General features: G+C 41.0%; 15 protein-coding genes. 3 read left to right on the plus strand and 12 right to left on the minus strand.

Annotated features, from left to right (window positions below):
- Positions 1–12 precede the first annotated feature (12 nt).
- From NH153_RS16035 to NH153_RS16055, 5 genes are all read right to left on the minus strand, one after another.
- Entirely contained in the window at positions 13–1,497 is a 1,485-nt protein-coding gene (locus NH153_RS16035; protein WP_063705692.1) for an MFS transporter, read from the minus strand.
- Positions 1,490–3,364: an alpha-amylase family glycosyl hydrolase gene (locus NH153_RS16040; RefSeq protein WP_420820059.1), complete on the minus strand. Its 1,875-nt coding sequence runs from the start codon at positions 3,362–3,364 to the stop codon at positions 1,490–1,492. Before NH153_RS16040 ends, NH153_RS16035 begins: the two co-directional genes overlap by 8 nt.
- Positions 3,365–3,458: 94 nt before the next feature.
- A complete protein-coding gene (locus NH153_RS16045; protein ID WP_063705696.1) occupies positions 3,459–5,309 on the minus strand; it encodes a glycoside hydrolase family 13 protein in 1,851 nt (616 codons plus the stop codon).
- 2 nt (positions 5,310–5,311) lie between these two features.
- Complete coding sequence (locus tag NH153_RS16050) at positions 5,312–6,808, minus strand: tryptophan halogenase family protein (protein ID WP_063705697.1); 1,497 nt, start codon at positions 6,806–6,808, stop codon at positions 5,312–5,314.
- 105 nt (positions 6,809–6,913) lie between these two features.
- Positions 6,914–9,703, minus strand: a complete 2,790-nt coding sequence (locus NH153_RS16055; protein WP_063705700.1) for a TonB-dependent receptor — start codon at positions 9,701–9,703, stop codon at positions 6,914–6,916.
- Between the two features lie 682 nt (positions 9,704–10,385).
- On the opposite strand from NH153_RS16055, the gene NH153_RS16060 reads away from it, so the two are divergent.
- Positions 10,386–12,014, plus strand: coding sequence for an alpha-glucosidase family protein (locus tag NH153_RS16060; protein ID WP_063705702.1), 1,629 nt, complete (start codon positions 10,386–10,388; stop codon positions 12,012–12,014).
- Between the two features lie 223 nt (positions 12,015–12,237).
- On the opposite strand, the gene NH153_RS16065 is transcribed toward NH153_RS16060, so the two are convergent.
- Positions 12,238–12,786 (minus strand): TIGR00645 family protein, encoded by a 549-nt coding sequence (locus NH153_RS16065; RefSeq protein WP_063705705.1) that lies wholly within the window; start codon positions 12,784–12,786, stop codon positions 12,238–12,240.
- 238 nt (positions 12,787–13,024) lie between these two features.
- Here NH153_RS16065 and NH153_RS16070 point away from each other — a divergent pair, with 238 nt between their 5' ends.
- Complete coding sequence (locus tag NH153_RS16070) at positions 13,025–13,267, plus strand: hypothetical protein (RefSeq protein WP_063705707.1); 243 nt, start codon at positions 13,025–13,027, stop codon at positions 13,265–13,267.
- A 65-nt stretch (positions 13,268–13,332) separates the two neighbouring features.
- Here the strand turns inward: NH153_RS16070 and NH153_RS16075 are convergent, their stop codons facing one another.
- From NH153_RS16075 to NH153_RS16090, 4 genes are all read right to left on the minus strand, one after another.
- On the minus strand, positions 13,333–13,518 hold the full coding sequence (locus tag NH153_RS16075) for a YrhK family protein (protein WP_063705710.1): 186 nt from the start codon (positions 13,516–13,518) through the stop codon (positions 13,333–13,335).
- Positions 13,519–13,528: 10 nt separating this feature from the next.
- On the minus strand, positions 13,529–13,984 hold the full coding sequence (locus NH153_RS16080) for a carboxymuconolactone decarboxylase family protein (RefSeq protein ID WP_063705713.1): 456 nt from the start codon (positions 13,982–13,984) through the stop codon (positions 13,529–13,531).
- A 131-nt stretch (positions 13,985–14,115) separates the two neighbouring features.
- Positions 14,116–16,776 (minus strand): type I DNA topoisomerase, encoded by a 2,661-nt coding sequence (gene topA / locus NH153_RS16085; protein WP_063705715.1) that lies wholly within the window; start codon positions 16,774–16,776, stop codon positions 14,116–14,118.
- A 308-nt stretch (positions 16,777–17,084) separates the two neighbouring features.
- Complete coding sequence (locus tag NH153_RS16090; protein ID WP_063705717.1) at positions 17,085–20,510, minus strand: Ig-like domain-containing protein; 3,426 nt, start codon at positions 20,508–20,510, stop codon at positions 17,085–17,087.
- A gap of 192 nt (positions 20,511–20,702) precedes the next feature.
- On the opposite strand from NH153_RS16090, the gene NH153_RS16095 reads away from it, so the two are divergent.
- Positions 20,703–22,034 (plus strand): dicarboxylate/amino acid:cation symporter, encoded by a 1,332-nt coding sequence (locus NH153_RS16095; RefSeq protein WP_063705719.1) that lies wholly within the window; start codon positions 20,703–20,705, stop codon positions 22,032–22,034.
- A gap of 63 nt (positions 22,035–22,097) precedes the next feature.
- On the opposite strand, the gene sohB is transcribed toward NH153_RS16095, so the two are convergent.
- Entirely contained in the window at positions 22,098–23,114 is a 1,017-nt protein-coding gene (sohB, locus tag NH153_RS16100; RefSeq protein WP_063705721.1) for a protease SohB, read from the minus strand.
- Positions 23,115–23,228: 114 nt separating this feature from the next.
- Complete coding sequence (locus NH153_RS16105; RefSeq protein WP_063705723.1) at positions 23,229–25,661, minus strand: VolA/Pla-1 family phospholipase; 2,433 nt, start codon at positions 25,659–25,661, stop codon at positions 23,229–23,231.
- Positions 25,662–25,829: the final 168 nt, after the last annotated feature.

Below are 25,829 nucleotides of genomic sequence, written 5' to 3' on the forward strand. Positions count from 1 at the left end.
TGTGTGTCCTTATTATTGTTGCTTAACGCGCAGTACAGCGACTGCTGCTAGTACGAATGACACTGCACCAAGCACTAACGCATAAATCGGTTGATTATCAAAAAAGTGGCGTAAAATTAGGCCTAATACGCTTGCCGCTAAAAGCTGCGGAATAACAATAAAGAAGTTAAAGATACCCATGTACACACCCATTTTCTTACTTGGTACTGAGGTACTTAACATTGCGTATGGCAAAGATAGAATTGACGCCCAAGCAAAACCTACCCCAATCATCGGCCAGATAAGTAAACTTGGATCTTTGATAATAATGAAGCTGACCAGACCCAATGCACCTAGCACTAGATTGATAGCGTGGGCCATTTTTAGCCCCACCTTTTTAACGATAACCGGAATACACATTGCAGCAATGGCAGCAAAACCATTGTAAGCGGCAAATAACACACCAACCCAATCAGCGCCGTTGTTATAAGCAAGTGAGCTTGTGTCACTGCTGCCATAGTGGAAACTGGTTACTGCCGACGTGGTATAAATCCACATTGCAAATAATGAGAACCAGCTAAAAAATTGTACCCAAGCCAATTGCTTCATTGCCTCAGGCATTGTGAATACATCATTCACAACTTGGTAAAAACCACCATTGGTTGCGTTTTTAGCCTTTAAAGCCCCGGCAATAAATTGAATAACACCAAAACTAATCAAGCCGCCAGCAAGTAAATAAAGCTCTTTTTCAAGCGATAAACCCGTAACAATACCAAGCACGACAAGACCAAGAACCGTAAAGATTACCGCGCCTTTATTAAAGTTTACATCACTTTGAATATCACTTGCGTCATCACTTTGCTCTTGCTCATGAAAGCTTTCAAGCTCTTCTGGCGAATACTCTTTAGTTGTAAATACAGTCCAAAGAACAGCAATAACAAGTACAACTGCACCAAAATAAAACGAGAATTTTACAGAATCTGGGATTTGCCCAGCAGGTGCTGTATTAGCAATATCGAACCAGTTAGTCATCATCCAAGGTAACGCAGACGCGACAACCGCACCAACACCAATGAAGAAGCTTTGCATTGCATAACCCGTTGCGCGTTGTTTTTTCGGTAGGTTATCACTGACAAGAGCACGGAATGGCTCCATAGTCACGTTAATTGACGCATCCATGATCCATAACATACCCGCCGCAATCCACAGGCTTGGTGAGTTAGGCATAATGAACAACGATAACGTCGTTAAAATAGCCCCATAGAAAAAGAACGGACGACGACGACCTAACTTATTCCATGTTTTATCACTCCAATAACCGATGATCGGCTGAACAATAAGGCCAGTTAATGGCGCTGCAACCCAAAGGATTGGAATATCATCAACATTGGCACCTAGGGTTTGAAAAATACGGCTTACATTACCGTTTTGTAATGCAAAGCCAAATTGGATACCTAGGAATCCAAAACACATATTCCATATTTGCCAAAAGCTTAGCGTTGGTTTGTTATTATTCATAGTCAGCCTTTAAGGTAAATACTGCACTTCTTAAGCCGTTCAGTTGTAATTGAATTGGCGCCTTTGATGATGCCTCAGGAATCACAATGTCTGCATGATTTTCGAGGTTATCAGTTAACGTTAAACCACTGTGGTTAAGTTTAGGTAATAACGTTTGCTTAAGAGTAAGCTCAACATTTTGTGGGTTTTCTGAAAAGTTACTTACTACAAGCACCAGTTGTTGACCTAGCTTACGCGTAAAAGCAATCACTTGCTCTGAGCCTGTCAATTCAACCGCTTGCATGTCACCACCAACAATGGCGGGAAGTGTGTTTAACGACATTAACTTGGTGTAGTAAGCGCGAAGATCAGCTTGCTGCTTTGAAAGCGCACCGCCATCGAATTTACCATTATTCATCCATGCTTGATGCGCAGGTACACCCATATAATCGAAAATGCTGGTACGCGTTGGGTCGCCAAAACCACCGTCCTCAGAGCCATCTTCACCGACAGCTTGACCAAAATAAAGTAAGGTTGGCGAGCGCGACATCAATGTAGATACCACCATCGCTGGCTTACCTTTTTCACTACTACCAGCGAAATCTGGGCTAGCAATGCGTTGCTCATCATGGTTTTCTAAAAAGTGCAGCATATGCTCTTCAATATCCGCCACTTGGCTTTGGATATCGAAAATAGTATCCGCTGATTGCTTGCCTTGCATCACAGCTTTAACCGTGTCGTAAAAACCGACTTTGTCGTAAAGGTAATCCATCTTACCTTGCTGGATATAAGGGCGATAAAGCGTTGGGTTATAAACCTCTGCCAAAATAAAGGCATCGCTTTTTTGCATCTTGATTGATGAGTTCAAAAAGCTCCAAAACTCAACAGGCACCATCTCGGCCATATCATAACGGAAACCATCAACACCTTTATCTAACCAATAAAGCGCGATATCGCGGAATTTATACCAGCTATTTGGTAGATCTTTATCTTGCCAAAATGCGTAGTGGGCGCGGTAATCTTTATCAGCGTAATCATCCGGTAGTGTTGGGAAGTCGTAGCTGCCATCTGGTTTCACACCGTAATTGATTTTAACTGTTTCGTACCAATCATTGATGTCAGGTTTAGCAGCGCGTGCCCCATTACCCGTCCATTTTGCTGGGGTTTCGGCAAACTGATTATCAGCAAGAGGATGCGGGTTACCACCTAACACTTGGTAGCTATCGCTGGTAGGAACTTGAAATGACTGCCCTGTTACATAGTAAAAGTTATTATCGCGAGCATAGGTTTTCGTCGTGTCATCATCAGCACCAAAATCCTTTACGCCTTCAGGCTTGGCGACCGACTCATAGTTACGCGCTACGTGGTTTGGCACAATATCAATAACAACTTTCATACCGTGCTCATGAGTACGATTGATTAGCTCTACAAACTCCTCTAAGCGGCGCTCAGGGTTAATTGCTAAATCAGGATTAACATCATAATAATCCTTCACAGCATAAGGCGAGCCTGCACGGCCTTTGACAACATCAGGATCATCTTGTGACAAACCGTATTCGGTATAGTCAGTTACTAAAGCATGACGCGGTACACCAGTGTACCAAACATGTGTTGTACCTAGCTCTTTAATGCCTTGTAGTGCAGCATCATTAAAATCAGCGAATTTACCTACCCCATTTTCTTCTAATGTGCCCCACGGTTTATTAGTGGTGTTAGTGTTACCAAATAATCGAGTGAATACTTGGTATACCACAGGCTTAGAGATAGCTGCTTGGCTAGATTCTGATTGCTGCTGTTGCGTGTTCTGCTGTACTGGCGCATCGTTACCACAGGCAGTTAAACCTAAAACCGAAGCCACTACTAACGCAGTTAGTTTGTATGTTGTCATCATTACTTCATTTTTCTGTAAATATCAGTTCATACTAATGTTAAGGGCTGCATACGGACAGTAAATGCATACGTATTCAGCCTATTAGTTGCAATTATTCAAGTTCGATTAAGCGTGCTTGCATAGCTTTTAAGCGGATTGGCGCCGTAAGATCAACGCGTTTTTCGCTGATTAAATCGCGTCCTTTATTGTTGCCTTTCAACACTTCTTGCATGTAGCTTAAATCCCAATCAATGGCTTGTTGGTTTTTGTTAAGAACAACCAATACAGTTTGGCCATTGTGCTCTCTCACATAGCTATAAACGCCTTGCTTAGGTGAAAAATGCATTAAACGACCTTCACTTAACGCTGGTTTTTCTTGACGAAGCTTAAGCAGTTTTTTAATGGTAGTTAACATCTCTTGCTGATCAGTTGAAAGGCCTTTGCCTGTGAAAGCATTCGCTTTTTGACCTTTAAACCCACCTGGGAAGTCAATGCGAATATCACCGTGGTCATTGCTTGGGGTGTTATCGAGCAGCAGCTCAGTGCCGTAATAAATTTGTGGAATACCGCGAGTTGTTAACAGCAGCGTCATGGCTAATTTAGTTTTTGCGAGGTCTTGACCCAGCTCAGTGTAAACACGGCTCATGTCATGGTTATCAGCAAACACTAAAATGTTATCTGTATCGGCATATAAAAAGTCATTCGCCAGCGATTGATATACTTTTACCCACCCAGTATTCCAGCTTTCCTCTTCGTTAAGTGCTTGGATCAACGCCTCTTGTAATGAAAAGTCCATCACACTTGGTAAATCAGAGGTATAACCATCTTGATTGACTTTGCCGCGCTGCCAATAAGATGCAATTGCAGGGTTGGTTGTCCACTCTTCACCAACAATATTAAAGTTTGGATACTCGGTCATAATCGCTTTCGTCCAATCGGCTAAAAATGCTTTATCTGAGTATGAATACGTGTCTACACGAATGCCGCTTAAGTTGGCGTATTCAATCCACCAAATGGCATTCTGAATCAAATACGTTGATAGTAACGGCTGGCGCTGATTTAAATCAGGCATCGACTCAACAAACCAACCATCATTAAATTGACGTTTGTCGTATTGGCTCGCATGAGGGTCTTGAATTGTTTGTCTGGCGTGACTAGTGGCATTTTTACCGTTTTCAAACTTGCCATCAAAGTTAACCCAATCAGCTGTTGGCATGTCAGCCATCCACTGATGTGATGAACCAAAGTGGTTAAGTACCATGTCCATCACTAAACCGATACCATGATCTTTCGCTTCTGCCGACAAGGTTTTATAAAGCGCATTACTGCCCATACGAGGATCAACTTTGTAAAAATCAGTTATGGCGTAGCCATGATATGAATAGTCTGGCATGTCATTTTCAAGCACCGGCGTTAACCAAAGTTGCGTCACACCGAGGTCCTCAAGATAATCTAGGCTATTAATAACACCTTGAATATCACCACCATGTCGGCCTCCTTTAAAACTTGGGTTTGCTGGCTCTTGCATTCCAGCAACGGTGTCATTACTTGGGTCGCCATTTACAAAGCGATCAGGGTTGATTAAATAAAGCGTATCTTTATTTGTAAATCCATGACGATTGGCACTTTGCTTATCACGGGTATTTAATGGGTAAGTAAATTCTGTGCCATCTTTAGCTTTAAAAGTCAGTGTTCCCGCCTTTGCATTGTCACTGATATTTAAATCTAAAAATGCGTAGTTAGGATTACTCGTTGTTGTCACCCCTTTAAACTCAACACCTTTATAGGGCATCATTTGCCACGTTTTGTTAGCAATATTGTTATCGTAAAGCATGACTTGTAATGAGTCATTTTGCATCCCTACCCACCAGTTTTCTGGTGACGCAGTAATAGCAAAACTTGCTGTTGAGTTAAAAAGTGTAAATGCGGTCGTTAGCGCTAAAAATGATTGTGTTTTTTTCATAATTAATTTTGTACTTTTTCTAAGAATTGACTATGGCTCGGCAGCTGCTCGACAGTGCTGTTAATCAAGGTTTTTAAATTGCTAAATAACTCATTTAATTGCTCATCTGATAACGCATCAGTTAATGGATGGTAATCCTCTGCAATTAGCCCTTGGCCTATCATCACTTGCTGCCACGCAACTTCGGCGAATAGCTCATCGTCTTCTCTAATGAGTTTGCCACTGGTTTTAAATAGCTCAATTTTCTTTTTAAGACTGCTTGGAATATCCATGCCTTTACAAAAACGCCAAAACGCACTGTCATCACGCTCAGTAATCTTGTAATGAAGAATAATAAAGTCACGAATTCGCTCAAATTCTGTTTTACTTTGTTGATTAAATTCATCCACAAGGCTTTGTTTAATACCTTGATGAGGAAAAAACTTAATTAAACGAATAGCTGCACTTTGAATTAAATGAATACTGGTCGATTCTAATGGCTCTAAAAATCCGCTCGATAAGCCAACCGATACCACATTTTTATGCCACTGCTTTAAGCGACGACCTGTTTTAAACTTAATAACGCGGGGCTCTGTCAGTGGTTTAGCAGGTAGGTTTTCTAAGAGCTGTTGCTTTGCCGCTTCATCTGATAAGAAACGAGAAGAATATACAATGCCGTTTCCTACACGATGCTGTAATGGTATTTGCCACTGCCAGCCTGACTCTCTTGCAATTGAACGTGTATAAGGAATTGCATCAGCAGCTGATTCACTTTGCACCGCAATCGCACTATCACATGGTAACCAATGTGACCAATCTTCAAAGCCAGTATTAAGAGTTTGTTCTATCAATAAAGCACGTAAACCGGTGCAATCAATAAATAAGTCGCCATCAATATGCTCGCCATTTGTAAGCAGCAAAGAGCGAATATGCCCGCTCTGATGACATTGATTAACCGATTCAATTTTGCCTTCAATGCGATTTACTCCCCGTGATTGCGCTAATCCTTTTAAGAATTCGCCATATCGAGTGGCATCAAAATGGTAAGCATAATGTAAGCCCGCTAACTGGGTGTTAGGAATGTGTTTAAGGTGGGCAAACTTATGTGCTTTGGCAGCTTGATAGTTAAGTGAAAAATCCCAAAAGTCAGGTGCATTGTTAGCTTGATGTGCTTTTAACCAAAAATGGTAAAATTCACAAAACGGAAAATCTTTACCTATCTCACCAAAGGCATGCATGTAGCGGTGGCCTTGGCTGCGCCAATTCTCAAACTCGATACCGAGTTTAATCGTTGCACCAGTAGCCTTAATAAATTCTTTTTCAGAAATGCCAAGCGCACCATTTAGATGCAAAATAGGTGGAATGCTCGCTTCACCTACACCAACAGTGCCAATTTCTGCTGACTCAACCAAGGTGATCTCAATCACTTTACCCAGCACTTTATTAAGTAACGCAGCGGTTATCCACCCTGCTGTGCCACCACCGGCAATCACTACCTTGGTTATTTTTTTTGATTCCATAGTACACCTAACACTAAATTTAATTCATTGAGTGTAGCTCACTGATATAAAAAAGCCCTTGTAAAACAAATCACAAGGGCAATTTTCTATCGCTGTTTTAGCTAATTACAGCTTGTAGCTGAAGCCTAACAGGAATGTACGACCGTAGTCTTGGTAATCACGTACTTGAAGTGAGTTATCACCTTGTAGTGAAGTGAACGGCTCTTCTGTGATGTTCTGTACTTGGAAAGTTACAGATAAACCGTCAAGGCTTTCTACACCGCCTTCGCTAAAGTCATAACCAATTTGAGCATCCCAAATTGTTTCGCCTTTAATGTCAACTTGTGTAGTCGCAAAACCTAGACCGTATACGTCACCTTTAAAGTCGCTACGTTTACGCATGCTTGTACGTGCTTGGAAACCGTTACGCTCAAAGTAAACTGTTAAGCTATCGATTTGGTCAGATAGACCAGGAAGCTCATAATCGTTACCATTTTGGTCAGTAATATCTTGCTCAACAGCAGTGTGGCTTGCAATTAAACCAAAACCATCAAGTGATTCACTAAACATAGTGAATGGTAGTGTTAATGAAAGCTCATAACCCCATAGGTCACCAGAGCCACCATTTACTTTACCAGAACCCGTACCTGTTGAAGTTGCAGGGATCTCACCAGTCGATGGGTCAGCTACGCCGCTCATGTCGATTTCGTAAGAACCATCGAAAATCCACTGAGTGATATCTTTATAGAATACAGCAGCTGCAAAGTAACCTTCTTCATGGAAGTAGTTTTCATAGCTTAAATCAAAACCTGTTGCTTCTTTAGGCTCAAGTTCTGGGTTACCGCCTGATACACTCCAGTAGTTACCATTGTTATCTGGTTGCTGGTTGTAAGACGCATTAACTGACGCGTTCATTTCGTCTAAGCGAGCACGAGAAATCGTTTTCGCTGCACCAAAACGAACAGTTTGCTCTTCATCAATTGCAAACGATAAGTTGATGCTTGGTAAGAAATGGCTGTAGTCATGGCTTACATCTGTTGGAGATACAACAACTAAACCATCCACTGTGTTAGCAGCATAGCCCTGTGAAGACTGTTCAGTTTTCACATAACGAACACCAACGTTACCTGTTACAGGAATTGAACCAATTTCAGCATTAATATCAGCTTGCGCAAAGAACGCTGTCACTTCTTCTTGTACAGTCCAAGACTGTGTCTTGTGTTTTGAATCAGTTAAGCTTTCTTGAAGAAGGTTATAATAACCATCGTTTACTAGACCGTTTGTATCGTAAGCAACCATGTTGCCCATACCAATGAAGTCAAGGCTCGCTGTGCCTAAACGGTATTGCTCAGGGATTGATAACATACCCGGGTTAGATAATGAGAAATCTTTTAATGTCATGAAGTAACCTTCAGACACTTTGCTCTTCTCACGGTCACGGTAAGACATACCAAATGACACACGGCTGATATAAGCGTTATCAAGTACTTTGCTTGCAGCAAGTTTCAATGTGCTTAGTTCATCATTGATTTCTGGTGCATTGATAAAGCCATCTTGTGCTGTGTTTTGATACTCAGTACCTGTTAAGCCGTATTTATCGTTAAGAGCAGCACTCGCACCCCATGATAATGGACCACCCAGTTGAATTAGGTCGTAATCACTGTAATCAAGGTTGTGGCTGAATTGCGCGCCTGTGTTACCACCGTCAAATTCATAACCAATTGTGTCAGCAACACCATTTGCATCACCACGGCCTGTACCTGAGTAGCTTTCGATACTCCAGATTTGACGTTCAACTTCAGAGCGGCTTACATCAAATTCAACTGACCAATCATCGCTGATGTCATATTTTGCATTGAAACCAAACTGAGTTAGCTCAGCGTTACGTTCTTCGTAGTCATTACGAACAACAACACGTTGTCCTTCTGTTACTGCGCTAGTGATAAAACCAGAGTCAGCATCAACTACTGCTGAGCTTGGGTCGATTGAACCTTGGCCCCAAGCAAATGGTACTTCAATACCACGTAAGATTTTCTCATCAGAGAAATCTACATATAAAGCATCAAATGTCATGTTTAGACGGTCATTCGGCGCAGCTTCAATTACTAGCATTGCTGAATCACGCTCAAGAGTCGATGAACGAACGAATGGTTTAGCACCACCTAAAATTGAATAAGTATTACCGTCATCACCAGTAAATTCAGGGTAACCCCAAGAGTTCCAACGTTTTTCTTGGTTTGGAGAGCTCATTGTGTTGTAAGCAAATGCAACACCGATAGTGTCATCAGCAAATTGATCAATGTATGAGAACGTACCACGGAAACCGCTATCGTCACCGTCTGGGTTTAATTTATCAAAACCCGTTTGCTCGTATTGACCGTTGAACATGATAACTTGTTCACCTTTACTTAAAGGTTTAACAGTTTGCATGTCGATAACACCCGCGATACCTTCAGCATCAATGCCTGCGCTTGGTGTTTTATATACCGTTACGCCACTCATAATTTCTGATGGGTAAAGGTCAAATTCAACGCCACGGTTGTCGCCGATTGATACTTGCTCACGACCGTTGAATGTTGTTGCACTTTCGTTTTCGCTGAAACCACGAACACTTACACGACTAGCTCGACCGTCTAGACGTTGTGCTGTTAAACCAGGAAGGCGTGCGATTGATTCTGCAATTGATGAATCAGGTAATTTACCGATATCTTCTGCTGAGATTGATTCAACGACTTCAGGCGTGAAGCGTTTAGTATTAATAGATTCTACAACACTGCCACGAAAACCTTTTACTTCGATAACTTCAACGTTATCGTTTTTTGCTTTTTGGTCTTCTTCTGCAGCATACGCTACAAAGCTATTTAAACCTGCGGCTGTTAAAGCCAGAGTTAATATACTTGGTTTGAACATAGACATGATGTTTTCCCATTACCCAAATTGTAATGCCAACGTGTTGCAGTTATTCATTTACATAATAGCTGTTATTCGCTGACTGATTTTGTTGTCGAATTGAATATTAACGCTCTGATTATTTTCTTAACAAATTTATGCATACGTATTCAGCGTAGTCGAACATAACAAAAATTAACAACATCTTTACAAAAGCACCAACTAAGCAATTGAATATAAATGATTTATCAGATTTTCAGTGTAAATTAATAGTAATGAAACAATTTCGCTATATTTTTGCTCCCATTTTGGCTACATAGATAGGTGCTAAGTCATTTATCTCGGTATATTGGCGACTTAACGCAACAGCAATAGGTACAAGGCTATACTAATGATAATTGGTCTTACCAATAACGGCGTTGCACCATTGTGGTGTAAGCCAGCTATATTATGCACCAAGCTGGCATTTTGCATTGTAATGAGACGGCTATATTGCTAATTGGTAAATTTTAAGATGCTAAATTCGTGTTGTTTAATTTTAAATCAAGCTAATAAATTTTACTGAGGTCAACGATGAATTTGGCGTGCATACGTATGCAGAGTTTTTACAGTATCTCACCCTTCACGTATGCTTTTGACATTCCGGCAACATATACAGTAGTGGTTGCCTAACAGTTTACACACACTGAGTGTCACGATGGAGAAAAACATGGCTCAAAAGCAGTGGTATAAAGGTGCGGTTATTTATCAAGTTTATCCGCGCAGTTTCCAAGACACCAATGGCGATGGCATTGGTGATATCAAAGGTATCATTGATCGCATTGATTATATAAAAAGCCTAGGTGTTGATGCTATTTGGGTTTCACCTTTCTTTAAATCACCAATGAAAGACTTTGGTTATGACATCAGTGACTATCGTGATATCGACCCATTGTTTGGTAATCTTGATGATTTTGATGAACTTATCGCGCAAGCGCACCAACGTGATATCAAGATCATTATTGATCAGGTATTGAGCCATACCTCAGATCAACATCAATGGTTCCTTGATAGCCGTGAAGACAAAACCAACGACAAAGCCGATTGGTACGTGTGGGCAGATGCTAAACCAGACGGTACACAACCAAATAACTGGTTATCTATTTTTGGTGGCCCTGCATGGCAATGGGAACCGCGCCGTGGTCAATATTACTTACATAACTTCTTTGCTGAGCAGCCAGATTTAAACTTCCATAATCCTGAAGTTCGCAAAGCTGTATTAGACAATGTTGAGTTTTGGCTTAAAAAAGGCGTTGATGGCTTCCGTTTAGATGCAATTAACTTTTGCTATCACGATGCTCAATTACGTGATAATCCTGCTAAGCCACCTGAAAAGCGTCAAGGCCGTGGCTTTAGCGAAGACAATCCTTATGCGTTCCAGTATCACTACTACAATAATACGCAACCTGAGAACCTGAGTTTTATGCAGGACATTCGTGCCCTACTAAACAAGTACCCTGGCACAGTTGCATTAGGTGAGATTTCATCTGAAGATTCACTTGCAACCATGGCTGAGTACACATCAGGTGGTGACAAACTTCACATGGGTTATAGCTTCGAGCTACTGACTAACGACTATAGCGCTGAATATATTCGTACAACAGTAAGTACTCTTGAGCAACGCATGACTGAAGGCTGGCCATGTTGGGCATTCAGTAACCACGACGTAGAGCGTGTTGCTAGCCGCTGGAGTAAAGATAACACTATCAATCCGCAGCAATGTAAAATGCTTACTGCCCTGTTAGCGTCTTTACGTGGCAGCGTGTGTATGTACCAAGGTGAAGAGCTTGGTTTAGGTGAAGCTGAAGTCGCATTTGAAGACTTACAAGACCCATACGGCATTACATTCTGGCCAAACTTTAAAGGCCGTGACGGTTGTCGTACACCAATGCCATGGGATGCAACGGATCCTGAACAAGCAGGCTTCTCTACAGTAAAACCTTGGTTACCTGTAGGCGATGCACACAAAGCCGTTGCTGTTAGCGCACAAGATCAAGATAAAGATTCAATCCTGAATGCGTATCGTGAGTTTATGGCATGGCGTAAAGATAAAGACGTACTGCTTGAAGGCGATATTGAGTTTTTGAACACGCAAGAGCCAGTGCTTGCTTTTTATAGAACACTTGGCGACGTTAAAATGCTTTGCGCTTTCAATTTAAGTGCTGATACTAGCGACCTAACACTCTCTGATTCTGTGTCTTCACAGCATACTGAGATTTCTCATCACACAGCTGATTTAAACAATAATACAGTCACTCTGCCCGGGTTCGGTTGTTTTTATGCAACCCTGAATTATTAATCATCAGTTGTTAAAAACCAAGCCCTGCAATGCAGGGCTTTTTTATGACTAATCGTGGTATTATACCAACCGGCAATAATACTTAATCATTTTGAGGGATTAAACCTGTCGCTAACTGCGTTAAAAATTCCTCATTTAGAACAACTAAATAACTAAATTTTTGCCTTGTTATCAACGAGGTTTTATCGCCTCAAAATAGACTACTTAATTAAGCGGATTGGTATTAGTGGTTCATGGTTTTACTATTAATGTAATCGGTTAGTGCAAATAACACGCCCGACACCACAAACGTGACATGAATGAGTACCTTCCAGAGTAATTCATCTGTCGAATGGTTATTTGAGCTGATGAATACCTTCAAAAGCTCTACAGCAGAGATGGCAACAATGGCGCTTATTAATTTCATCTTAAGACCTGAGAAACCAACCTTCCCCATCCACACAGGCCTGTCTTCGTGGTTTTCTATATTCAACTTTGAAACAAAGTTTTCGTAACCACTAAAAATAATGATCAGCAAGAGCCCTGCTAAAAGTGCAGTATCAACTAAGGTTAAAATACCAACCAAAAGCTCTTGGTTTGACGCTGTAAACGTATTTAAGGCCATGCTGTATAAATATTTAAAGAACTTTAGCAGCAGTAATACCACTGCGACTAATAAGCCAATAAAGAATGGCGCTAATAACCAACGCGAACGAAAAATAAAACTCTCAACAATTTGCTCTAGTTTGGTTGGTACTTTCTTTACTTTTGAATGAGTCACGTGTTCAGACATAACTAAAATCTCTTTCCTTTAAAATTAACGAGATAATACGTGGAAACAAAACGCTTTTACCAGCATTGTAGGTTAAAACAACGCTGATTTTTTGCTTATCTTTACGATAAAAAAATTTCGTTATCTTTTTTAGAGATTTAGTTTATAAATTCACTCAAGCAAAGTGAGATACACATTGCGCACCATTACTGTGCAATTTAGCCGGTAATAATTAATTTTGTTGATTAGGAATAATTAAATGAAAAAAGCATTGCTAGCACTAATTTTGGCACCTGTTTTAAGTGTGTCTGCAACAAATGCAATCGCTAACGAAGCACCTGAAGCATCTGCTGAAATGATCAAAGAATACACTGAAATGTGTTTAAACTGGGCGAAAGATGATGACATCAGCAACGAAGAATTAAAGCCATACGTTTTAAAATGTGTAAACGATGAGCTTGAAGCTGAAGGCTATAAAAAAGTTACAGACGTACAAATCTAATTAAACGTTTGAAAGAATGAGAAAAAACCGGAATGACACAATGATGTGCGCTCCGGTTTTTTATTTTAATGGCTATTAAAATCCGCCACAGCACTTAATAAAAATAATAACGAACCTATCATGAATAACACCACACCGACTGTGGCGTACTCTATAAATGAGGGTAAAAATAAAGTACTGCCGAAGAAAAACGCACATGCTGATGTGATATTGACTAACGCGTTGACCTTAAGGGCAAGTGTAAACTTCATATTCCTTTCCTCATTCTGTTAATTCAGGGATAAAGTGAAACGCTTTAACTATGCGATTCCAGCTGTTTATCTCTAACACAACCGTCGTTAGGGCCACGATATCATTTTCGCTAAAGATAGCTGACACTTGATTGTACACATCATTTTCAACATGCTTATCAATGATATTTGTTAATGACTCAGCCCAGGCGAGTGCAGCTACTTCTTCTTGTGAGAATACTGGTACTTCTCGCCACGCTGCCAGTACATCTAGTCGCTGTTGACGTTCACCATGGCTTCTGAGTTCTGCTGAGTGCATATGCTGACAAAAACCACAGCCATTAATTTGCGATACTCTGAGTCTGACTAAATCAGCAAGCTTCGCGGTTATATTTGTACCTTCTGGCAGTGTGCTCAGTCCTGTTAAGTGTTTAACGAGGCCTGGGTTAAGTGAATATACTTGCTGTTGTGATAAACGTGTTTGCATTTTAAATCTCCTGTCTTGATGTTGATGACACAATAACAACAGCCTAAAAGTAAAGATTGGTAAAAAACGACATTCGCAGGACATAAAAAAAAGGGATTGCAACTGCAATCCCTTTCGATATGAAGGTAAATTTACTTCTTAGCCGTGGCTTTTTTCTTAGCTGGCGCTTTCTTTTTACTCTCTTCTACCCACTTGCCACTTTGATAGTGAGCGGTCCAACCTGTCGCTTTGCCATCAACTTCACTCATTACATACTGCTCTTTATTTTTGCGGCTGTAACGAACAATTGATGGGTTACCATCAGGGTCTTGTGTTGGCGCATCAGCTAGATAATAAAACTTTTCAGAGATACGGTCTTTAAATCGCTTCAGCTCTTCCACTTTAGGTGCGCGTGTCTCACGTGATTTAGGGAAGGTATTTGCCGCTAAGAAAATACCTGACGCACCATCACGCAGTACAAAATATGCCTCTGACTTTTCACACTCAAGTTCTGGTAAATGAACTGGGTCTTCTTTTGGCGGCGCTGCTTCACCGTTTTTAAGTAATTTACGTGTATTTTTACACTCTTCATTACTACAGCCGAAGTACTTGCCAAAACGACCTGATTTTAACTGCATATCTGAACCGCATTTATCACATTCGATAATTGGGCCGTCGTAACCTTTAATTTTAAAGGTACCTTGTTCAACGATATAACCCTTACAAGCTGGGTTATTACCACACACATGCAATTTACGCGTTTCGTCAATTAAGTATGAATCCATTGCCGTTTCACAGATTGGGCAACGCTTCATTTGCATCAATGATTCTGTTTCAACGTCTTCAACATCGGCAGCAATCGCTTCATCACCAGGCACCAAATTCATGGTTGTTGTACAACGCTCTTTAGGTGGCAAGTTATACCCCGTACAACCTAAGAACACGCCCGTTGAGGCGGTACGAATACCCATTTTACGGCCGCAAGTTGGACAATCGATATCTGTCTCAACCATTTGGTTTTGACGCATCCCCCCTTGCTCTTCATCACCTGAAGCAATTTCCAACTGAGTTGAAAAGTCTGCATAAAATTTATCGAGTACTTGTGTCCATACGCGCTCACCTTCTGCGATATCATCCAGACGACCTTCCATCTTAGCGGTAAAATCAAAGTTCATCAGATCTTCAAAGTTTTCGACTAAGCGGTCTGTAACAATCTCACCCATTTTTTCAGCGAAGAAACGGCGATTTTCAACGCGTACATAACCACGGTCTTGAATCGTTGAAATGATTGATGCATACGTAGAAGGGCGACCAATACCACGTTTTTCTAATTCTTTAACTAAGCTTGCTTCACTAAAACGTGCAGGTGGTTTTGTAAAGTGCTGTTTAGGGTCTAACTCCACTAATGTGAGTACTTCACCCTCTTTAACCGCAGGCAGCGACTGGTCTTCTTCATTCTTTTTACGAACAGCTGGCTGAACCTTTGTCCAACCATCAAAGCGAAGTACACGACCTTTTGCTTTTAACTGATAATCACCTGCGCCTACCGTTAATGTGGTTAGGTCATATTCAGCGGGTACCATTTGGCAAGCAACAAACTGACGCCAAATAAGTTCATACAGTTTTTTAGCATCCGCTTCAACGCCGTCTAAATGACCAGAGAGCACGGTAACGCTTGAAGGACGAATCGCTTCGTGCGCCTCTTGCGCATTGCCTTTAGAGCTATAACTAATTGGGGCTTTTGGTAAATACTTTTCACCAAATTGCTCTGTCACGTAATCACGACACATTTCAACAGCATCTTTCGATAGGTTTGTTGAGTCGGTACGCATATAAGTAATGTGACCCGCTTCATATAAGCGTTGTGCCAACATCATGGTCTTCTTAACACCATAACCTAGGCGTGTACTTGCTGCCTGTTGCATGGTTGAGGTAATAAATGGTGCACTTGGTTTACTTTTACTTGGCTTTTCTTCAACGCTAATGACCTTGTACTGGGCTTTTTCAAGTTCATTAACGGCAGACATTGCCTGTGCTTCATTTACAGGCTTAAAAGCCTTATCAGCGTGTTTAGTCACTTCTAAGCGAAGTGCAGCTTCGCTATTTTTTACATCGGCATGCACATCCCAAAACTCTTCTGGAATAAATGCTTTAATTTCACGCTCTCGCTCAACAAGCAAACGCACTGCTACCGATTGCACTCGACCTGCTGATAAACCACGAGCAACTTTAGCCCACAGTAATGGCGACACCATAAAGCCCACTACACGGTCAAGGAAACGACGCGCTTGCTGTGCGTAGACCATGTCAGTGTTTAGTTCACCGGGTGTTTCGAATGCCTGTTGAATTGCATTTTTAGTTATTTCGTTAAAAACAACTCGCTTATACTTTTCAGGCTCGCCACCGATAATTTGTTCGAGGTGCCATGCAATCGCTTCCCCTTCTCTATCCAAATCGGTTGCGAGATAGATTTTATCGGCGTTTTCAGCAAGTTTTTTTAATTCTTGAACAACTTTCTCTTTGCCCGGTAAGACTTCGTAATGCGGTTCCCAACCTTTTTCAGGATCAATACCCATACGGGCAACAAGATTTTTATAATCGCGTTGCTTTTTATAGGCAGCTTTTTCTTCTGGTGACATTTTTCGAACTTCTGCAGGCGTTTTTGTTGCTGCAGTTTTCGTTTTGCCCGAACCTGAAGTTGGTAGATCACGCACATGTCCAACGCTGGACTTTACGATGAAATCGTTACCTAAGTATTTATTAATTGTTTTTGCCTTTGCTGGAGACTCTACAATTACAAGTGATTTGCCCATAGTTGCCTATTTCTGACCGAATATTTTAAAAGTTTTTTGCCCTTATAAATGTATATCCATCACATTAAACAAATAAGTATGATTTTTTAACATTGGAGCACGAATATTTATAGGTATATCTACAAACACCAATTGTTACAAGCTTTTAATCGAAACTTTTCTTCATTGAGTGAATAATTAAACAATTTTTGTTGCTAATTTAGTCAATGTGGTGTTTTGCGGTAATTTCAAGGGGAATATATAGAACAGCAACAAAAATGCCAACCTTCTGGTTGGCATTTTTTTAAATTTAAACAAATAACTACTTATTAGCCATCGTCACTTATTGCTATTGTAGCAGTTGAAACATTGTCTTTGCCTGTTGTGAATTCAACTGTTAAGAAACCATCTGTTTTATCATTTGGATCAGCTTCACGGCTAATCGTAAGGGCAACCCCAGTCGCTGTTGTTCGGCTTGTATTACCTATATCAAAACCAGATGTACCACTGTAATCACCATTATCTGCACTAATTGCAACCGCTGTACCAGATGGCATTGGATTGTTATAAATATCAGAGAAATAAATCTCAAAGCTCAGTGCTGCTAACTGATTACCCGAATCAGCGGTAGTAATGTTAATAGAGCCTAAATCACAGTAGTCAGTATTCGCTGTCGCTTCTAAACGAGCGATAATTGCACCTGACTGAGTATCTGCTTGTCGATAAATAGTACTACAGTTCTCAATATCCACAGCAAGTTGCATCGCATTATCTGTAAATACAGTTGGATCGTCCTCTGTTGTTTCAGCGAGTGCTTCAGCAAAGCGATTTCGAAGCTCATCTTTTGTTACCACGAAGCGACTGTATGCAAAGCTCCCTGACATAATGATCTCAAACGAATCACGAACATCAATTAGCTCTTTTGTACATAAACTTTCAAATGTTGCATCTTCATCTGGCTCTGTCGCATCTTCAGAACACTCAAGGCCGTTATACTTACCATCAGCAAGTGTATGCATCTCATTTAAGTCAATATCGAAGTTCTCTTCAGTATGACCTGCATTTGTGTTCGTTGCGCTACATGGGTCGCTTGCATCACCTTCTTGGCAGTTTTCAGCAGCCTTTGTAATCGTTGCTGTAACAGGATCATAAATTGCTGCTAAGCCATCATAAACACCATTTTCATTATGATCAACAAAGGCTTCTGGTAAGTCATAACCACTATAATATTCATTTTTGTCAAAACGACCATTACCATTAATGTCGATAAATGACTCTTGACCTTTGGCTGTCACAAGCACTGTTGCACGACCACCGAGCGGTACACCATCGTCATCAAACGCGGCATTTAAAATGCCCGCCATACAAGGTGCTGCCACACCAAAATAAAGGTCGCAGTTAATTGCACTTGTTTTTGGATTAGTGCTATTAATTTTGTTGCCCCATTTATCTTCGCTAAATGGAATCGGATTTTGTGAACGCCACTGTGCAACGCACGCACCATCAACAGTATTACATTCAAGTTGAGGATTAAACTCCTCACCATCTAATGTCCCTACAGCGCCACCTTCAGTCGTTAAATAAACCGACGTGCCATCTGGTACTGGGTTATTAAAGTGATCTGCAACATAAACCGAAATATCCGTAGTATCACCAATGTAATTTAATGCTTCAATGTTGATGATTTCTGGGCCAGCAGTAAAGCTATTACCATCAGGTAAGCCAGAGCTGATTGAAACAAGATCTGACACGCTGGTTACTTGCTCATCAAGTGCAACTAACGAAAGTTCCCCTGTCGGACATGATACATTGCTATCACGGTCTGCTTCATCTAGAAGACATTCGTCAAAAAGCTCTTTCCAACATGTCACATTGTTGTTTTGATCCGTTGGGATTTGATCATCAGGAATATAACAAGCTTGTACACGCACTGCTTGCGGCACAAAACCAGAGTTAATTTGGATGCGCGCTAAGCCTTCTGAGTCAGTTGACACACTAGCATGCGAGTAACCGCTTGCATCAGTTACTTCAGAGAGAGAAATACCACCATTGGTCGAACTTAAGCGGAAATCTAAGCGTTTTTGTTTTGCAACATTACCAATTGCATCAGTAAGTTTAAATGTAAGTTGACTTGTTTCTTGGCGTGACACACCACCCGTGCCTTTTAATGCAAGCACATTAGCAGACGCTTCTACAAATTCGATTGCGCTTACTTCAGCAGCCGATACTGGCACATTTACTGATACCACTTTTGGCGTACCACCAGTTAATACTGTCGCCGTTACTGTATCACCCTGCGAAGTGTTACAGCCGTTGCTTCTGTATGTTGCTGTTGCAATGCCGCTAATACTGGTTGCGGTTTCATCCATTACAGATAAATCTGACTCAACACACCCTGAAGTGAACTCAACATCAAGAGGCGAAACATATAAATCACCTGATGCATCGTAAATTGTAACCGTGATGACAGTTGTCGCACCTGCAGCAAGCGGCACAAATTCGTCATCAATAACATTACCTGAGTCATCTAGCTTATTATATAGACCATTTGAAATTTCAACGCTCAACTCAGCTGTTGCAATTTCAAATGCTTTTGAAGAAGTCACAGACTTAGCAGTCACAGTAACCTCGCCCGCACCACTGTTTGCGCCAGGCTGTAATTTTAAAATGGCAAAACCAAAGTTATCCGTTAGCGCTTTACCTGATTCTGGTAATAAACCACCAAGATCAGTCGAAAGCTCAGCAATAATACCGTCGATACCGTCACCCGAGCTTGTATCAGTTACTTTGACCATGACATCGATTAGTTCGTCAGATGAGAACTGATTTACAACCGTACAACCTGACGTTAAGTAAGTCGTTTCAAGAGATGTTGTACTGCGATTAGCGTCCCAATCAGTCGCACAACCTTGAAGTAATTTAATATCAAGTTCAGCTTCAGCACTTTCGACAGGAGCATCATCACCATTTGAAATAAACCCAGCTACTTTTGTAATGCTGTTACCACTTTCATCTGTGTAAGTAGCTACAACTTGTCCTGCGCCTTTAGAGTCACCACTACTAAGTGTAACGTATGCCTCACCGTTTTCGTCCGTTAAAGCAGTGCCCAATACAGGCGTGATTTTACCTGTATAGTTCGTAGTAAATGAAATAAGTTGCCCATCCAGTGGCGTATCATCATCAAGTAAAGTCGCTGTAACCGTACCCTTGTTATCTTTGCTTACTGGGTTATCAAGAGAGAATGGCTGGCCTGAACTATCTACGATGTTCAAGCTAAGAGTCACACTACCACTGACACTTGAGTCATCGGTTTCAGAGCCATCGGAAGTAAATCCAAAGGTATCAGTGTAGGTTTCACTGTCGATTACATATGTTGCAGTAACAATCCCCGCACCAGCAGTATCGCCCGCAGTTAACGTAATAGATGCCACACCGTCTGTATCGGTTAGGTCGGTACCAGAAACAGGATCTAGTAAACCGATATCGCCATTGAGGCTAAAGTTAATTACAGCACCAACTACGGCTTCATCATTGTTAGTGAGTGTTGCCGAAATGGTTAACGGTGCGTCTGCTGTAACTGCATTCGCTGTTTCCGTCGTTGATTGGCTGTAACCCTGAACAGACACAACATAGTTTGTCTCTACGGTTGTGCCATCATCTCCGTCTGATGAATCACTGTCTAATGATCCACCACCGCCACAGGCGGCTAACAATGAGATGAAAACTAAAACACTTAGCCATCGCAATAAAGGCATCGACCTCTCCCTAGTTAGCTATTTTTTACTTATTTGATTGTTTACCTAATATTAACCTAAAAATTAAACGAAGATCATAATTTTTTTCCTTTAAAGGCAACGAATTTATTTCACTATTTATCGAATTTTTCTGTATAAAAATCTTCATGCTGGTAGTCTATGACAAAATTTATAAAAAAATAGTCTGGGTGTATGTCAAAAGTACGATCTTTAAGCCTTACATCTCGTATCATGGTAGGTATGGTACTGGGTGTAATCGTTGGTTTTATCTTCCAAGCCATTTTAGCGGGTGAAGACGATTTCCTTATTCCACTAGGGTTATTCTCTTTACCAATTAAAGCATTTTTTGTTGATGGTATTTTCCATGTTGGTGGCCAAATTTTCATTGCAAGCTTAAAAATGCTTGTCGTGCCACTGGTTTTTGTATCATTAGTCTGTGGTACTTGTAGCTTAAGTGACCCTAAAAAATTAGGCCGTTTAGGTGGTAAGTCTATTTTGCTTTATTTAGCGACAACAGCAATCGCCATTACTGTTGCTATTACTTTAGCCTTATTAGTTAATCCTGGTGAGGGCATTAACTTACCTTCTGATGCTAACTACAGTGCAAAAGAAGCACCGACCCTTGCACAAGTTATTATTGGTATGTTCCCAACAAACCCTATTGACGCTATGGCAAGTGGTAACATGTTACAGGTTATTGTTTTTGCATTACTGTTTGGTGTTGCTATGGCCCTAAGTGGTAAAGCAGGTCAACGTGTTGCAAGTGTGTTCGAAGACTTAAACACAGTAATTTTAAAACTTGTTACCCTACTGATGAACATTGCACCTTATGGTGTCTTCTTCTTGATGGCTAAACTATTTACTACCATTGACCTAAAATTAATTAAAAGCCTTGCTTTATACTTCGGTGTAGTAGTATTCGCGTTATTATTCCACGGTTTTGTTAATTACAGTGTGCTATTAAAAATGTTCACTGGTCTTAACCCTGTGATGTTTTTAAAGAAGATGAAAAACGCCTGTCTATTTGCATTTAGTACATCTAGCTCAAGTGCAACTATGCCTATTACCCTTGAAACTGCGAGCAAGAAATTAGGTGCGCACAACTCAGTTGCTTCGTTTACTGTACCTTTAGGCGCAACCATTAACATGGACGGCACAGCAATTATGCAAGGTGTTGCGACCGTGTTCATCGCACAAGTATTTTCAGTTGACTTAACAATTTCTGATTACTTAATGGTTATTTTAACTGCAACACTTGCCTCTGTTGGTACTGCAGGTGTGCCAGGTGTCGGCCTTATTATGTTAGCCATGGTGTTAAACCAAGTAGGCTTGCCTGTAGAAGGAATTGCAATCATCATTGGTGTTGACCGCTTACTTGATATGACACGAACCGCTGTTAACGTAACAGGTGACTGTATGGTGACCTGCGTGGTCGCAAAATCTGAAGGTGAATTTGATGAGGACGTATTTAACGACCCAAATGCCGCTAAAGATTTAGAGGACTATCATAAGTCAATTAAGTAAAGACTTATTCGCAGCCAATAAAAAACCCGCTAAGTTAGCGGGTTTTTTATTGATAGTGCTGGATTATGGGTTTAAGCCTTTTAAGCGAGACATTAAACTAACACCCGCTTTACTTACCCCTGAACTTAAACCTACGGCAAGCTTATCGCTTAAATTCTTCTTAATACGGTACTTCACTTTATAGATTTGACGCTCTTTCGCTTGGCTCAATAAAATATCATCACTGGTATCAATCTTATCAACTAAGCCTTTATCAAACGCTTGTGTAGCAAACCAATGCTCACCGGTTGCAACAGTATCAATATCAAGAGACGGACGCTGCTCACTAACAAAGGTTTTAAATAAACCATGGGTTTGTTCAATTTCTTCTTTGAATTTTTCACGGCCTTTTTCGGTATTTTCACCAAAAATAGTTAACGTACGCTTGTACTCACCTGCTGTAATTTGCTCAAAGTCCACATCATTCTTTTTCAAAATTTTATGAAAGTTAGGAATTTGCGCAATTACGCCAATCGAGCCAACAATTGCAAAAGGTGCCGCCACTATCTCATTGGCCACACAGGCCATCATATAGCCCCCACTTGCCGCAACCTTATCAATCGCAACAGTTAAATGAATGCCAGCATTGCGTAAGCGTTGCAGTTGAGATGCCGCCAGACCATAACCATGAACCACACCGCCGCCGCTTTCAAGGCGTACCAGCACGCGATCTTTTTCTTTGTCAGCGATGGTTAAAATAGCGGTAATTTCTTCGCGCAGGCTTTCTACTTCGTGGGCATCAACACTGCCATTAAAATCAATTACATACAAACGTGATTTTGGCTCGTCGTTGTGCTGTTTTTTTGCTTCAGATTTTTGCTGTTTTTGGTGAGCCTTGAGCTCTTTTTTGGAAAGGGTATTTGCTATAAAGCTTTGTTTTAAGTCATCAAGTTGCTCACTCAAATCATCAATTGTTATCTCCCCTTTCTTTGCTTTGGGTTTTACTGCAGCGCCCATGATAATGGCTACAATCACCGCAAGTGCGATGACAAATGTGAGGGTCTTTGCAAAAAATAACCCATATTCATATAAAAATTCCAATCAAACTCTCCATTTATTAATGCATCGGCACAATTTACCACGCTTTAAAGTAAAAAAAAGCCACATAAAGTGGCTTTTTACTTAATTGGTTTTACTTAATTAGTAAGGTTTCGATTATTCTGTAACAACGTCTGGGTTGGTAACCTGAAGATATTGACCACGGCTTGCTAAGAACGTCGCGATTTGCAATTGCATTTCTGCAGTTGCCGCAGCACTTTCTTCAGCAGTCGCACCAGAATCAGCGGTTGCAACAGGTGTTAACACTGAGCTGTGATGGCCTTTAGTGAATTTAACCACATAGCTCATTGCATCAGCTGTCGGGCCTTGTGTTTCAGCAACGGTTGATAAACCCATTAGGTTAGCAAGAGGTAAGCTACCAGCAATTGGGTTGCTTGATACTGTTGGTGGAATAACCATATCAGCATTGTTGTTAGCACCATCGCCAACCACTACACTCATGTACACTGGCGTGCCAAGCGCTGCAACAGATGATGCATAGTTAGATGGATCACCACTATCAAGGGCTGTTTGCGCAGCAAAAGCAAACTGAGTGATCACACTTTGAATATTTGCAAGTTTTGCAGTTTCACCCGCAACCGTTAACGCGCCAATATATTCTTTATAGGCACATGTAACGAACGCGGTTTGATTAGCAGCAAGCGCACCACAGTTTGATAATGCTTCATTTTGAGTATAGGCACCAAACTCAGCTGACTCATCAATACCCGCAGCAAGTAATACAGATCCTTGTACAAATGGACCAAATGTATTTGACTCAATTAAGAAGCTTGCGATACCACCGCCACCACTGGCAAGTGCCACACTTTTCACGTTGAACATTGGATCAACTTGGTCAGCAAGCGGTGCATTAGTCACAGCAACAAATGCTGGAGCAACTACCGAGCCTAATGAATGACCTAAGAATGATACATCTTGCGCATTTAAATCAGCAGCACCTGTAAAGTTAAGACCTAAGCGTAAACCAAGTAAATCTGCAACTGATTGACGTAAGCTATCACGCGCTACTAATAACGACTGTAAATTCATGTAGCTTAATACAGAACCTGTAGAAGCATTAAAATCATCAGTACCGTCACCATTTACATCAATACCACGCTCACCATGCATAGGGTGATCGATTGCTGCTGTTGCAAAGCCTTGCATTGTTAGCTGCGCTGTAATTGCTAGCATATCTTCTTTTTTAGAAGTAATACCGTGCTGAAGGATAACAACAGGCCAACCTGTCTCAGGCATGCTTAATGCGTCTAAGCCAAGCTGAGCTCGCACTGCATTGATCACAGGTAAAATTGGTTTAGTAATTTGCACTGGTACATTAGCGATACTTTGTGTTTTTGGAATTGTGTTGTACTTAGTTAGATGTTTAGTTTGATCTAAGCCTAAATCACGTAACTTGCCACCACTTAACGCCATACAAAGGCCATCAGTTTCGCTAATAGGGTCTGTTGGGAATGAATCCCCCGCAGCAGCTGCATAACCTAATACAGCTACACCACTGTCACATAAACCTTGCCAATACGTTGCAGATAAATCGTTAACCGTTGCGCCGGTTGGTGTGGCTAAATACATAGGTAACATCACGCTACCCTTTTGATATTGCACACCACCAAATACAGGTGACACACCGGTAATACCTTGTGATGCGAATACTTGCTCAACTGTAATGACTGGTTGCTCAGGAATTTGCACCATCGGCGTTGGAAGTGCATCTTGCGTTAAACTTGCGGCAAGAAGTTGCTTTACTGTGCCAAGCACTTGACCTGCTGATTGCATAGTCATCGCAGCAGAATAGATAATTTCATCTTTTGTGATGGCACCGCCCGATGTCACTGCATCTTCATAGCTATTGATAACTGCTTGAAGTGACTTTTGCGAATCAGTAATAAGCGTAGTCTCTTCGCTCACTAGCGCATATGTTGAAGATGGCTCGATTGAACGACCTTCTGAGTCCATTAATGATGTTGTCAAAACATTAATGTAAGTGCTGCCAGCTTTAAATGGTTTAAGTGGGATCACAGCTACTGCATCACCAGAACCTTGAGTGACGAAGTCTACGCCAAAGGTTAATTCAGACACTAGTTTACAAGCAATACCTGCTGGGACTTGCGAGCAAGTTTCATCTGTTTGGCTTGCACCCATTACAACTTCAAAAATACGCACAGCGCCTGGTGAAGCAGCAGATGTCATATCAAGAGAGATCCCCGCAGGGAAAGTTAAATCGATTTTAAACGGAGTTTGTGTTGACCAGCCATCAAGCGCGCCCAGTGCTAGTTGTGGATCGGCATAGGCTGCGCGTTCAACGCTGACATTGTTGTCGTCTAATTCACCCGGTATGTTTAAAGTACCATCAAGGGTACCACTCATCAGTAAATCATTCGGTACTGAGATTACACTGTTCGCTGGGTCAAATTTTACTGTCGCGGTTGGGAGAACAGGAGGATTATCATTTTTAACATCTTCTAATGTTTCTCCTCCACCACAGCCAGTAATGGCTGACGCAATGGCTAGTGAGAGTAGCAGTTTTTTCATAATTTCGCTCCGCGCAAATATTATTGTTATTGTGTGTTCAGGGTTAAAAGTAGTTATTCTACTACCTTTATTCTAAGTTAATTTAATGTAATTAGATTATTAATAAGACATTAGACCAGTTAAAGTTAACGTAAAGTTTCAATTTTCGCCACCTTAATTTGCAATAAA

The sequence above is a fragment of the Pseudoalteromonas gelatinilytica genome (assembly GCF_001641615.1).
In the GTDB taxonomy this organism is placed as follows: Bacteria; Pseudomonadota; Gammaproteobacteria; order Enterobacterales; family Alteromonadaceae; genus Pseudoalteromonas; species Pseudoalteromonas gelatinilytica.